This is a genomic window from Chryseobacterium limigenitum, from assembly GCF_900114875.1.
In the GTDB taxonomy this organism is placed as follows: Bacteria; Bacteroidota; Bacteroidia; order Flavobacteriales; family Weeksellaceae; genus Chryseobacterium; species Chryseobacterium limigenitum.
Genome location: NZ_FPKW01000003.1, coordinates 78,938 through 92,669 on the forward strand (window position 1 = coordinate 78,938; position 13,732 = coordinate 92,669).

At 33.4% G+C, this 13,732-nt stretch carries 13 protein-coding genes and 1 other RNA gene; 6 read left to right on the forward strand and 8 right to left on the reverse strand.

Going from position 1 to position 13,732, the window contains the following annotated elements:
- Positions 1-62: 62 nt before the first annotated feature.
- Together BT156_RS05310 and BT156_RS05315 are read right to left on the reverse strand one after the other, a co-directional pair.
- Positions 63-866 (reverse strand): AraC family transcriptional regulator, encoded by an 804-nt coding sequence (locus BT156_RS05310; RefSeq protein ID WP_072407919.1) that lies wholly within the window; start codon positions 864-866, stop codon positions 63-65.
- Positions 866-1,810 (reverse strand): XRE family transcriptional regulator, encoded by a 945-nt coding sequence (locus BT156_RS05315; protein ID WP_228429991.1) that lies wholly within the window; start codon positions 1,808-1,810, stop codon positions 866-868. The genes BT156_RS05310 and BT156_RS05315 overlap by 1 nt, the downstream gene beginning before the upstream one ends.
- 79 nt (positions 1,811-1,889) lie before the next feature.
- On the opposite strand from BT156_RS05315, the gene BT156_RS05320 reads away from it, so the two are divergent.
- The 4 genes from BT156_RS05320 (at position 1,890) to rpoN (ending at position 6,176) form a co-directional block, all read left to right on the forward strand.
- Positions 1,890-2,354 carry a hypothetical protein gene (locus BT156_RS05320; protein WP_170857271.1) on the forward strand — a complete coding sequence of 155 codons (465 nt, stop codon included), beginning with the start codon at positions 1,890-1,892 and terminating at the stop codon, positions 2,352-2,354.
- 14 nt (positions 2,355-2,368) lie between these two features.
- Entirely contained in the window at positions 2,369-2,968 is a 600-nt protein-coding gene (locus BT156_RS05325; RefSeq protein ID WP_072407924.1) for a CDP-alcohol phosphatidyltransferase family protein, read from the forward strand.
- Positions 2,969-3,104: 136 nt separating this feature from the next.
- Entirely contained in the window at positions 3,105-4,553 is a 1,449-nt protein-coding gene (gene asnS / locus BT156_RS05330; protein WP_072408394.1) for an asparagine--tRNA ligase, read from the forward strand.
- A gap of 159 nt (positions 4,554-4,712) precedes the next feature.
- Complete coding sequence (rpoN, locus tag BT156_RS05335) at positions 4,713-6,176, forward strand: RNA polymerase factor sigma-54 (RefSeq protein WP_072407926.1); 1,464 nt, start codon at positions 4,713-4,715, stop codon at positions 6,174-6,176.
- A gap of 92 nt (positions 6,177-6,268) precedes the next feature.
- Here rpoN and BT156_RS05340 read toward each other — a convergent pair whose 3' ends face one another.
- From BT156_RS05340 to BT156_RS05355, 4 genes are all read right to left on the reverse strand, one after another.
- A complete protein-coding gene (locus BT156_RS05340) occupies positions 6,269-7,297 on the reverse strand; it encodes an autotransporter outer membrane beta-barrel domain-containing protein (protein WP_072407928.1) in 1,029 nt (342 codons plus the stop codon).
- A gap of 365 nt (positions 7,298-7,662) precedes the next feature.
- Entirely contained in the window at positions 7,663-9,285 is a 1,623-nt protein-coding gene (locus tag BT156_RS05345) for an AMP-binding protein (protein WP_072407930.1), read from the reverse strand.
- Positions 9,286-9,346: 61 nt separating this feature from the next.
- Positions 9,347-10,021 carry a beta-carotene 15,15'-monooxygenase gene (locus BT156_RS05350; protein WP_072407932.1) on the reverse strand — a complete coding sequence of 225 codons (675 nt, stop codon included), beginning with the start codon at positions 10,019-10,021 and terminating at the stop codon, positions 9,347-9,349.
- Positions 10,014-10,505: an RNA polymerase sigma factor gene (locus tag BT156_RS05355; protein WP_066759721.1), complete on the reverse strand. Its 492-nt coding sequence runs from the start codon at positions 10,503-10,505 to the stop codon at positions 10,014-10,016. Before BT156_RS05355 ends, BT156_RS05350 begins: the two co-directional genes overlap by 8 nt.
- 152 nt (positions 10,506-10,657) lie before the next feature.
- On the opposite strand from BT156_RS05355, the gene BT156_RS05360 reads away from it, so the two are divergent.
- Together BT156_RS05360 and rnpB are read left to right on the forward strand one after the other, a co-directional pair.
- Positions 10,658-11,635 (forward strand): HEPN domain-containing protein, encoded by a 978-nt coding sequence (locus BT156_RS05360; protein WP_072407934.1) that lies wholly within the window; start codon positions 10,658-10,660, stop codon positions 11,633-11,635.
- Positions 11,636-11,766: 131 nt separating this feature from the next.
- An RNA gene (gene rnpB, locus BT156_RS05365) (RNase P RNA component class A) lies at positions 11,767-12,090 on the forward strand.
- Positions 12,091-12,176: 86 nt separating this feature from the next.
- Here rnpB and BT156_RS05370 read toward each other — a convergent pair.
- A complete protein-coding gene (locus tag BT156_RS05370) occupies positions 12,177-13,046 on the reverse strand; it encodes a polyphosphate kinase 2 family protein (protein ID WP_072407936.1) in 870 nt (289 codons plus the stop codon).
- A 196-nt stretch (positions 13,047-13,242) separates the two neighbouring features.
- A complete protein-coding gene (locus BT156_RS05375; RefSeq protein ID WP_072407938.1) occupies positions 13,243-13,725 on the reverse strand; it encodes a DUF1573 domain-containing protein in 483 nt (160 codons plus the stop codon).
- Positions 13,726-13,732: the final 7 nt, after the last annotated feature.

Genomic DNA, 13,732 nt, shown 5'->3' on the forward strand with positions numbered 1-13,732 from the left:
TTATTAACGTCAAGACTATGCGCAATCATCTGTGAAAATCTATGAGACCTGTGGGCGAAAAACTATTCCAAAATCTTTCGATATTTCAAAGGTGTTATTCCCATATTTTCTTTAAAACAGCGGATAAAGTGACTTTGATCTGAAAAACCACATTCTAGAGCAATTTCAGTCAAAGATCTTTCATTGGTAGTAAGAATTGATAAAGATTTATTGATCTTTAATTTTCGGACATAATCTCCAAGATTGCAATGAAAATATTTGTGAAAATCTCTACTCAGATGACTCGGATGAATGTTTAAATTTTGGGCAATTTCTGTCAAATTCAGTTTGTCGGTACAAGTTTCGTGAAGCAATTCATTGATTTGCTTTACCCAAATTGGTTTCTTTTCGGAAATGTTTTTTTGAGGAGATAATCCACTGAAAATACTTAATAAAAGCTCATGAGTTGAGGTTTCCGAAGCATTGTCACTGATCTTACTTTCTTTAAATATTTTGTACATCAACAATTTTAACTCAGGATTTTTAATATTAAAACTTCCTTCAATATTATCTCTTGAAATGTTGATATTTTCAAACCATTCTCTTGGGATTTCAATATGAAAGCCTCTTGTAAAGCCGTCTGGTTTTATGTTGTAATGCGGATCTTCCCAATGGTGATAAAGCAAAGTTCCTGCTGAGCATTCATAGATTTCTTTTTTGTTTCCTTCGATCACATTTCCCTGCAAAAGAAAGGTGAAATAAGCATTTTCATGATAATGCCAGTCAACGTAAGGATGAGTGTATTCCGTATCCGTAATAATCAACCCACCAAAGTCGAGGGTCTTATTTGTTTGTCCGAAAAATTGTCCGTTACGGAGGGTATTCATTATAATTTAAGGTTTAAATTTTCAATCTGTTGATACATTTTATTGAAAAATATTTTTCTGTCGCGGTTTCCGGATGTGCTCATCGATTTTGAATTTTTAATCTGATGTTCAAAATAATTCAGTGTTTCACTACAGGTTTTAGCATCATTAATCAAAATATATCCAAACATATTGGTCGGCAATGCAAAAAGTGACTGTTTTGGATGATGAAAAAAAATGTCGTTCGAAAGATGCATCAATTCATTTTCATATAAGTGAAATTTAGGATTATTTTCTGTTTTTTGTTCGATATATTGTATTAATTCTTTCAGTTCTTTTAAAATAATTTGGGCTTCATTTTTTTGTAAAAGTCCGGTATCGTAATAGAAAGAAATCTGTTGTAAAATACTGGAAATTGTCATATCATTCCATAATTCTACAACATTTTGTTCCTCATATTTCTTTTTTAACTCTTTGGTATTCGTTTCAAAATAAGGCGGTGAAAACTGTAGAAAAGGAATGAAAACCTGTTTTGCATTCAATAAATTCATCCACACGTAAATTTTAAAACGGGAAAGCAGGGTATCAGAAAGCGTGTAAAAAAATGGAATATCCTTAGCCGAATAATAAATCGTTATCCCATCAGAAAGTGGAAGACTTTCAAAAACACTGAGATTATTTTGAAAAAAAGATTGTAAATCCTCCGTTTCACTTACTCCCGAAGTTTTTTGTACTACGATTTGATGATCCGAAGTTATAAATTGATTAAGCGAAATCTGATAATGTTTTGCCAGTTCCAAAGCCTCTTCAAAACTGAATTTTGCCTTCAATGAAGTTCTTCTGTGCGCTGCATCGTAGCTTATATTAAGAATGTTGGCGATCTCGTCATTCAAAGATTTATCTCCAATTTTCTTACGTATTTCTTTAAGCAAACGTTCCTGATGCATTGTTTTTGTGATTTTCACAAATGTAAGTAAAATGTTAATGGTTTATCACATTTAAGGAAGTAAATATTCTTTTCAAATTTGAATAAATATTTAACAAATGAAACGTAAAATAATTTTCGCGGCACTATTCATTTTTATATCGTTAAAAATGACAGCTCAACAAAAGATCCAGCCGATTTATTATGTAGATTATTCTTTTGCCAACAGACATTTGTTACGTGGAGGTATAGAGTTTATGCTGATTAACGAAAGTGATAGCCAAAACAAACTTTTCTTAGGAACAGGATATGGAATAGTGAATTATGACGGCAAAATACACGGAATTCCTGACCTGCATTTAAGCTATAATGTAGGAACAATTTTATTTGTTAAGGCAGGCTCCTCTTTTTCTTACGCATATTCTTTAGTCGGGATTTCATTGCTTAATACTTGTGATATTGGAATTGGATATTCTACATCTTATAATAATAGTGATGTGAAAATACAGGGATTCACAGCAGGAATTACTTTTAGACTGACCCGCAAAGATGATGTCTACGGAAAACTTAGAATAGGATTTTAAAAACAAAAATAATTATGAAAACATTACCTTATATATTAATCGCTATCAGATTCATTCTAGCACCGATTATTATTTCTTTGGCCTATTTCAAAGGAGAAGATTCAAAGTTTTTAATTCTAATATTAATGTACTTTGGATTATTAACAGATATTTTCGATGGAATTATCGCAAGAAAAGTTGGCGTTTCATCCGAAAAGTTAAGAAGATTAGACAGTCAGACTGATTTGGTTTTCTGGTTGTCATTAGGTTTCGCTTCGTACTTTCTCAATCCTGAATTAATCAAAACTGAATGGTTAAGCATTCTTTTAATTTTCATAATGGAAGCACTTTGCTACATCATAAGCATTTGGAAATTCGGAAAAGAAACCTGTACTCATGCATTTTTATCGAAAATGTGGGGGCTGAGTTTATTAATTGCTTTTACGTATTTAATAGGATTTCAGGAAGCGGGCTGGGCGTTTTATCTCACAATTGTACTGGGACTTGTTTCTCATATTGATGTTATTTTAATTGTTTTAATACTTCCAAAATGGCAATATGATGTTCCTAGTTCTTATCATGCGTGGAAAATCAGGAACGGGAAACAGAGGAAAAAGACGATATTCTTTAATTAAATAATATTCAAAGCATAGTTTTTAGTTAAATAATTGATAAATGATTTTTTATAAAAGACAGCGTAATATTCAAGTTGCGCTGTTTTTTTGTAACTTTGCCGACGTTAATTTTTATATAAAAATTTATAGTCAACAAATGAAAAAGCAAACAATTAAAGAAATCCTACAGGATTACAAAAAGGTATTACATCATGACATTACAGTTTACGGTTGGGTAAGAACTTTCCGTGCAAATCGCTTTATTGCGCTTAATGATGGTTCTACAATTAATAATTTGCAGATAGTTGTTGATTTTGAAAATTTTGATGAAGAAATTATCAGTAAGATCAGTACAGCATCTTCTTTAAAAATTGTTGGTGAAGTTGTAGAAAGCCAGGGAGCAGGGCAAGCGGTGGAAATTGTAGCTAAAAAGATTATCATTTTAGGAGATAACTTCACAGAAGAAAGAGACAAAACTATTCTTCAGCCTAAAAAACACTCTTTGGAAACGTTAAGAGATCAGGCGCATTTAAGATTCAGAACGAATTTATTTGGGGCTGTTTTCAGAGTACGTCACGCAGTGAGTTTTGCGGTGCATTCTTTCTTTAACAAAAACCAATTTTTTTACATCAACACGCCTGTAATTACAGGAGCTGATGCCGAAGGGGCCGGAGAAATGTTTGGGGTAACCAACTTTGATCTGAACAATATTCCAAGAGACGAGCAGGGAGATATTGATTTTGCTCAGGATTTCTTTGGTAAAAAGACAAACTTAACGGTTTCCGGACAGCTTGAAGGTGAAACTGCAGCAATGGGATTGGGAAGAATTTATACTTTCGGGCCTACTTTCCGTGCGGAGAACTCAAACACAACGCGTCACCTTGCAGAATTCTGGATGGTTGAGCCGGAAGTTGCATTCAACAACCTTGAAGATAACATCGACCTGGCAGAAGATTTCTTAAAATATGTTATTCAATATGTTTTAGATAACTGTAAAGATGATCTGGATTTCTTAGACAAACGTTTTGCTGAAGAGCAAAAAGGGAAAGCTGAAAAAGACAGAGCAAAAGAAGGTTTGATCGAAAAACTTCAAAATGTTATTGCTAAGCGTTTCAAACGTGTAAGTTATACAGAAGCTATTGAGATCTTAATGAACTCAAAAGAAAATAAAAAAGGGAAATTCCAGTATCCGGTTGAAAACTGGGGAACCGATCTTCAGTCTGAGCACGAAAGGTTCTTGGTTGAAAAACACTTCGAATGTCCTGTAGTTTTGTTTGATTATCCAAAAGAGATCAAAGCATTCTACATGAAATTGAATGATGATAACAAAACCGTTGCTGCAATGGATGTTCTTTTCCCGGGAATCGGAGAAATCATCGGAGGTTCAGAAAGAGAAGCGAGATTAGATGTATTAAAACAAAAAATGGCAGAAATGCATGTAGATGAGCATGAACTTTGGTGGTATTTGGATACCAGAAAATTCGGTTCTGTTCCACATGCAGGGTTTGGATTAGGATTGGAAAGACTGGTTCTTTTCGTAACAGGAATGACCAACATCAGAGATGTGATTCCTTTCCCGAGAACACCGAAAAATGCTGAATTTTAGATAAATAAAAAAGCCTTAAAGTAAAATTTAAGGCTTTTTTTATTTTTTAATAGCTTATTAGGTACCATATGTACTGCAAAAATCGTGCTAAATGCTTTTTTTGTCGAATAAATTTATCTAAATTCGTAGAATATGTTATGTTAAAACACAAAGATTAATATGCTTAGACAACACTTACAACTCAAATTAGGACAGAAGTTAGCGCCTCAGCAAATTCAGTTGATGAAGCTTATCCAGCTTCATACATTGGAGTTTGAAGAGGAATTGGAGAGAGAGCTAGAGGAGAACCCTGCTTTGGAAATCGCGAAAGAAGAGTCTAAGGAAGATGATTATGCTTCTTTGGAGGATGCTTATGAAAATGAAGGTACAGAAAGCATTGAAACTGATTTTGATGTTAATGATTATCTGTACGATGACGAGCCTACCTATAAAACTGCTTCCAGCAACTATTCTGCAGATGATGAAGAATTCGATAACGAAAGCCTTTTAACGGAAGGGCAGTCTTTATATGATTATTTATTGGAGCAGATTCACCTTGCCAATATTAATGAAGAAGATGTAAAAATTGCCGAATATATTATCGGAAATCTAGATACGGACGGATATTTAAGAAGAGAGATCAAAGCAATTGTGGATGATCTTGCCTTTTCTCAGGGAATTTATACAACCAAAGAGAAAGTGGATGATGTTCTTGAGAATTATGTTCAGAAATTAGATCCGCCCGGTGTTGGAGCAAGAGGTTTGCAGGAATGTTTATTACTACAGATCGAGAAAAAAGTAAGCTCTGATAAAGCGGTTTCTTTGGCTGCCAATATTTTGAGACATCAGTTTGATGCTTTAACCAATAAGCATTATAACAAGATTATTCAGAAATATGATATTGATGAAGAGGATTTAAAGGATGCATTGGAAGAGATTTCCAAGTTATCTCCAAAGGTAGGAGGAAATTTTGATACTCAGACGATTACGATCAATCAGGAAATTATTCCGGATTTTGTCATTCAGGTAAAAGATGGAATGGTTATTCCAATGTTGAACAGTAAAAATGCACCAACTTTAAGAGTTTCGGAAGAATATAAAGATATTTTAACAACGTATTCTCACGATAAAAACTCTTCTGAACACAAACAGGCAGCTTTATTCATCAAACAAAAACTGGATGCTGCAAAATGGTATATTGATGCAATTAATCAGCGTCAGAATACTTTATTACAGACGATTACGGCTATCGTTAAATTCCAGAAAGATTATTTCATTACCGGAGACGAAAAGTCTTTGAGACCAATGATTTTAAAGGATATTGCCGATATCACTGGTTTTGATATTTCTACCATTTCAAGGGTGGTGAAAAGTAAATATGCCGATACTTCGAACGGTATTCTGTATCTTAAAGATCTGTTCTCGGATAGTTTAACAAATGATGATGGAGAAGAAGTTTCTACTAAAGAAATTAAAAATCATCTTCAGGAAGTGATCAGTAAAGAGAATAAAAGAAAGCCTCTTACCGATGATGCCTTAGTAGTTATTTTAAAAGAACAAGGCTATAATATTGCAAGGCGAACCATTGCAAAATACAGAGAACAGTTGAATATTCCTGTTGCCAGATTAAGAAAAGAATTGTAATAATTCAATTCAATAAAATATAAAAATGCTCAGAATAGTCTGAGCATTTTTTGTTTAAATGTAAAGTTTTAGATTGTTAAATATTTCTAGCTTTAAAAAATTCTTGTAAGGACTATTCTGTAATCTAAACTCACGTTCCCGTTATTAGTGAGATTGATTGTTCCTGCTGAAGGCATTGTTAATGTGTAATTAAATTGTGTATTATTTCCACCCCCGGCACAATTTGGTACGCCTGTCCAGGCAACTGATGTGGTAGTCCTATTTACTTCAGTAAAAGTAGGAGCTTTGTCTGCGGTGTCGGAATTCAATAAACCATCTGTCCCTTTAATAGCGAAAGAATTATTGAGGGTGACATTACTTACATAATAGTCTGCAATACCTCCACGGCCACAATTATTACCAACATAAACTACTGCTTTATATACAGCATTATCAATAATTCCTGTAATAAGAGTACTTGTAGCTCCTGATGCTATATTAACAGTGTTGTTAATTACGGTTCCGTATACGCTGCTGACCGCCTTGTTTAAAACTCCATTTGTATCAGCATACACGGGAGTAACAATGGTTGGGCCTGTTGCCACATCTAAAGTTCTTACTCTTGTGCTGCCAGCTACATCTAAAGTATTTGTAGGAATATTTGTTGCGATTCCTATGTTGCCGGTAGTCAGATCCATTGCAAAATCAGATCCACCCGGAGTACGGGAAATAATAAAAGCTCCATTATTTCCATTGAAATTTGGATTTATTCCCATCACAGCTTGTTTGATTCCTGTAGTCCCGGTTGTCCTTAAAATTGATAGTATGGAATTGTTAACAATAGGATTTTCTATCAAAAGTCCGGTATTTGTTGCCTCGCCGCCGCCAATATTTGTAGCCGATCCATTATTTACGATATGAAGGTTTGATGTAGGAGCGATGCTCCCGATTCCGACTCTTCCTGCTGAGGTTACTGTAAAATCATTAGCTTGTTGTGCGGTGTTAGGAATTCCTGTTGAAGGATTGTCTTCTCCTCCGTCAACATGTAGCATACCCTGAGGATTTTGGGTATTAATCCCTACTTGGGAATATGCCATTGACGCAGTTGCCAAAAGACATAAAAGAATGAATTTTTTTCTCATTGTAATCAATTTTAATGTTTGTATTATTTAATATCTCTTTAACGTTAGTGTAATTAATATCTTTTTTAGTTAAAAAAACAAATAACTCTAATTTTCCACATCGTGGCATTAAAGTTAAAACCATTTATTAAAAAGTAAAATACTGCAATTGTACTGAGGCATATTAATTAATTGAAAACTAATTACTTTTAAATAATAAAATTGGAAAATGTGGTACGTAAAATTATTAAATTTAACATAATAAAAAGTAAAAATTAATTTTTTTCACTATTTTTTTTTAAGTTCAAACTATCTATAATATAAAAAGAGACATTTCAATTTGAAAAGTCTCTTTTTTATTTTGAAATAGAGTAGTGAAGTTTGTGTTAGTTTTTCGTTTTTTCCAAACCAAGCTCTTTCACGGAAATTTCACGCATTTCTACTTTCCGTATTTTTCCTGAGATAGTCATTGGGAATTCATCTACAAACTTCCAGTATTTCGGAACTTTATAATGAGCAATTCTTCCTTTGCAGTAATCGAGAAGCTCTTGTTCGGTAACATCAAAACCTGTTCTTACTTTTACCCAGGCCATCACTTCTTCCCCGAATTTTTCACTCGGAATACCAATGATCTGAACATCCAGAATATTGGGATAGGTGTATAAGAAGTCTTCAATTTCTTTGGGCGAAATATTTTCACCGCCTCTTATAATCAGATCTTTAATTCTTCCTGAAATTGTAATATAACCTTCATCATCCATCACGGCCATGTCACCCGTGTGCATCCAGCGGGAATCATCCAAAACTTTTCTTGTGTTTTCAGGATCGTTCCAATATTTTAACATCACGGAATATCCTCTGGTGCACAATTCACCATGTTCGCCACGTTGTAAAACTTTTCCATTTTCATCGATGATTTTTATTTCAAGATGATCTTGTACAGTTCCAACGGTACTGACTTGTTTTTCCAGTGAAGTTCCAATTAACGTTTGAGTAGAAACAGGTGAAGTTTCCGTCATTCCATAACAGATACTCATTTCTTTAATATTCATAAGGTTTTCCACCTTTTTCATAATCTCGGGTGGACAAACTGAGCCTGCCATCACGCCGGTTCTTAAGCTTGAAAAATCATATTGATCAAAATCTTTAGCAGCTAATTCTGCAATGAACATGGTCGGAACTCCATACAGAGAAGTACATTTTTCATCAGACACAGTTTTTAACGTAATATCAGGATCAAAACTATCATTCGGAATCACCATACAGGCACCGTGAGCAACACAACACATGTTTCCGATCACCATTCCGAAACAATGATAAAACGGAACGGGAATGCAGACGCGGTCTCTTTCAGAATATTTTAATCTGATTCCGATAAAATATCCATTGTTTAAAATGTTATGATGAGAAAGCGTAACACCTTTTGGAAAACCTGTAGTTCCCGAAGTATATTGAATGTTGACAGGATCATCAAACTGTACTTTTTCTTCAAAATCATTTACAGTTTCATCAGAAATAAGCTCTCCGTTTTTTATGAATTCATTCCAATTATCATCGAAGAAAATTTCATTTTCAAGCGTGGGGCAGACCTCTTTTGCATATTCTACCATTTCTTTATAATTGCTTGTTTTGAAGCTTAATGAAGAAAAGATAAAACGAATTTCAGATTGATTAATCACATACGTAAACTCATGGGTTCTGTAAGCCGGATTGATATTCACCAAAATTGTCCCGATTCTCGCTGTGGCAAATTGTAGTAAAGTCCATTCATATCGGTTGGAAGCCCAAATCCCGATTCTGTCACCGGATTTTGCACCTAAATGTATCAGCGCTTTAGCAACGGCTGTCGTTTGATCATAAAATTCTTGATAGGTTGCACGATAATTTTGGTGAACAGAAATTAATGCTTCTTGGTTTGGGAATTTTTCAACAGTATTTTTTAAATTGGCTCCGATTGTCTGTCCCAACAATGGAATATCCGAAGCTCCATGAACATAAGATAAAGGCATAGTAAGTGATTTGCTTATATAAAATTAGCAAATAAATCTTAAGATAAAGGGCTGTGAAATGTTAATTTTCCTGAGAATCGATGTCTCTAAGTTGGGTTAAGTTTCTGTCTAATTTTCTCATGATGATTCCATACACAATTTTGTAATAAAGCCAGATCAAAAGCACTGCCAATGCCGTACTTACAATGGTTCCAATTATGAAGACGATAAGGCTAGAATTATTAACTTCAATATGTTGAGTATTTAAAATATAAAATACAAAAACAGTGAAAACAGAGGTAAATGCTATTAATAAAAGGATATTAATTAAAATAAAGGCATTAACCGTTTTCTTAAACTGAATAATTTTAAGTATAAATTTCTTTAAGTTTTCCTCAACTTTTATTTTCTTATAGTTTTGATAGAATTTGAAGACAAAATAGGCAGTTATAGAAAGACTTAAAACCTTCAATACTACATATATGCTGTCGAGAAAACCTTCTAGCTCGGTAGTTTTTTTTGCACCAAGTCTTTCCAGAATGTTAAGAAAACTGTTTGACTCTTTATCCTGAATAATGTAAAATAATCCCAATACTGTAAAAAACAAAAATTCTACAACACTGATCCAGAAAATATACTTCACATAATTGCGTGATTTTCTGTTCAACATCTTGAGGATCTCGTTATTATCGTATTTCTGCTGAACAGGCTGCTCTTGCCATGTTTTCTTAAAGCTGTCTAAATCAAATTCAGGCATATTTTTCCATCTGTTCTTTAAGGGTTTTCTTTAATCTGTTCATTTTCACGCGCGCATTTACTTCGGTGATCCCGAGGTTTTCTGCAATATCCTTGTAAGGCAAATCATCCAGATACATGGTAACAATAGCTCTTTCCACATTGGGAAGCGTCTTTATTACCGTATACAAAAGTGATACCTGTTGGTGTTTTTCGTCATCATCTTCGATAAAATCTCTGTGATTGATGTCTAATTCGTTAGTAGGCAGGCTCTTGCTTTTTTTTCTGAAAAGGGTAATAGCTGTATTCAGGGCTACACGATACATCCAGGTAGAAATTTTAGAATTTCCTTTAAAAGAATCATAACTTCTCCAGAGCTGTAAAACAATCTCCTGAAAAAGGTCTTCCTCATCTTCCAGAGAGTTTGTATAAAGACGCGAAACCTTGATAATCAAGCCCTGATTATCTTTTATCAATTGCGCAAATTCTTTTTCTCTCGAGATCAAAATGAATGTATAATAATTGCACGAAGATAATAATAATTTGTTGATTGTGAATCGTCAATAGTTAATGATGAATTGTCAATTTTTGGGTTTTGATTAATTTTTTTCATTAATAAATTTTATCGAAATCATTTTTATATATTTGATAAAAAACAATGGAAAGTAATAATTTTACACAGATTTGTATTGCTGAGATCATTGGAGTGTCATTTCCTGCACAAACTACCTTTAGCTTTAACGAATTAACTATTACAAATAACCTTTCATATCTTAACGATAATTTTAAAATATCTGAAGAGCTTTTCACCTCAATTTTTGGAGCACTTGATTATAACGTGTTAAAAAAAAGAACATTATTAATTGCTAATATTGAAGCCAATGAAAATCATAATTACATTCAAAATTTTTTAATTGATATATTAAATACATTATGGAGAATAAAAGATAATAATATTTACATAAATCAATTTTATTATTTTCCTGTAGCAGAACCTTTTGTTTATTTTAGAGGTAAATTGAATTTTAATCTATATACATCTTCTGGTAATATTGAAGATATTCATTTTAATGAAAATGATTTTATTTCCATTGATTCACTGTTCACCCAGAGATCCAATTTTTTAAGCAAAGATATTGTTAAGAAAGATTACCCAAAGGAAAATATTGAAGGTATAGATGTATATGTTGGTCAAAAATTAAATAATCACAATGATTTAAGTCGTTTCGCTAGATCAAATATGTTTCTAAATGAAGCTCGTAAACAAAGTACATTACCTTTAAAAATAACTAACTATATATCATTTTTTGAATGTCTTTTTTCAACGACAAGTGTGGAGATTTCTCATCAAGTAAGTGAAAGAATTTCATTTTTTTTGAATAGATACGATCAAAACATTAAAAAAATTGAAATATATAAGATAATAAAATCTTGTTATGCAATAAGATCAAAATATATTCATGGAGATAAGCTAGAGAATAAGCATAAGGAATTAATAAATTTACAATCATTTAGTAATCAGATTGATAAGCTTGCTCGTTTAACTTATAATAATATTCTGGATAATAATTTAGTGATCTTTAATGATGAAAAAGGTATTGACTCCTACTTGCAAGATTTAGTTTTTGGCTCATAATTTTATTTATAAATCTTTTTGTACTTCAGATTTTAATAAATTTGCGACAATAGTTATCGTTCGGTATTGTTTTTAATTACTACAAACAATTCACAAATTATCTATACTAAAATTCCCTATCTTTGCAGTCACGAGAAAGTCGGCTTGTTGATTCTTGTTTCGGCAAGGGTAGGAAAGTCCGGACACCATAGAGCAGCAAAGCGGATAACATCCGTCACCCGCGAGGGTAGGACAAGTGCAACAGAAAGTATGTACAGTTCGGCTGTAGTGAAACCAGGTAAACTCTTTGCGGTGCAATGGTAAGTATATCGGTTCTTTTCAGCAATGAAAATAGGAGCGGCTCGCTCTGAAAGCCGAGGGGTAATCAGCTCAAGTTTTGCAGTAATGTACGACGTAGATAAATAACAGGCACTTCTTTGGAAGTACAAAATCCGGCTTATAGATTTTCTCGTGATTTTAAAAAAAGTTAAAAGCTGGAGGGTGAAAGTTTTTAATGCAATGATTTTAACTTCGATTTTCCAGCTCCTATCTTCCTCAGAAATTATTCATTTTCCAATGCTTTTTGTGCTTCCTGTAGTCCTTCTCTATCTTTTTCGGAAAGTTCAGGGAATTTCAAATCCATTTTTTCTAAAGTATCAATAATAATCTGGATGGCTGCTACTCTGGCAAACCATTTATCATCTGCGGGAAGTACATACCATGGAGCATCTTTTTTGTTTGTTTCATTAATAGCAGTTTCATAATTTTCCATGTATTGATCGAATAAAGCTCTTTCCGGAAGGTCGGCAGTTGAGAATTTCCAGTTTTTTTCGGTTTCTTTTATTCTATCTAAAAGTCTTTTCTTCTGCTCTTCTTTGGAAACGTTTAAAAATATTTTAACGATTGTTGTTCCGTTTTGGGCAAGATGTTTTTCAAAGTTTCTGATGCTTTCATATCTGTTTTCCCAGAATTTATCATCAAAATCTTTCACAGAATCCCATGTTTTTTCACTTAAATTATATTCCGGATGAACTTTACACACCAAAACACTTTCGTAATGCGAACGGTTGAAGATCCCGATCATCCCTTTTTGAGGAAGCGCCAAATAATGTCTCCACAAAAAATCATGTGAATATTCTTTTGAACTTGGCGTTTTAAAGCTTGTTACATTACAGCCTTGCGGATTCACTCCTCCGAAAACATGTTCAATTAAGCTGTCTTTTCCGGCTGCATCCATTGCCTGAAGAACAACTAAAAGAGATTTGCTTCCGTCTGCATATAATTTTTCCTGAAGCTCACGGAGTTTTTCTTTTTCCTCAATTAATAATTGTACTCCCTCTTCTTTGGTCAGTTTTCCTTTATATTCTGTTGAAGTTTTTTTTATTGAAAATTTTCCTTGTACAAGGAAATCGTCTGAGAAATTGGTGTCCATATTTTTTATAGTTATTAAAAGATTAATTTTGCCTAAAGCCTAAAGCCTAAAGCCTAAAGCCTAAAGCCTAAAGCCTAAAGCCTAAAGCCTAAAGCCTAAAGCCTAAAGCCTAAAGCCTAAAAATATAGGGCTATAAATATAAATATAACAAAAAAACCGCCTCTATGGAGACGGTTTCTTATTTTTTGAGTAGAGCTTACTTTGCAGCAGCTACTTTTTTTGCAGCTTTAGCAGCTTTCTTAGCTTCTTTTTTAGCAGCTTTAGCTTCAGCCGGAGTTTCCATTTTAGCCGGAGCTACTACAACATCAGGTGCATTAGCATCAACAGTTCCTTTGATGTAAATTACGCTTCTGCTGTTTGCTGGGTCGTTAGAGAAAACTTCAATCATTTTGTTGAATCCTCCATTGATTGCTGTGTTGTATCCAACTTTGATTTTAGCAGATTTTCCTGGCATAATAGGATCAGTGCTGAATTCAGGAGTTGTACATCCGCAAGAAGCTTTTACATTAGAAAGAACAAGAGGCTTATCACCAGTATTCGTTACAGTAAAGAATCTAATACCGTCAGAACTAGGCTTTACAGTACCGTAGTCAAAAGTAGTTTTATCAAAAGTGATAGTCTGTGCAGATGCAAGAGCAAATGTTCCAAATAGTGCAATTCCTGCAATTAATTTTTTCATATTCTTG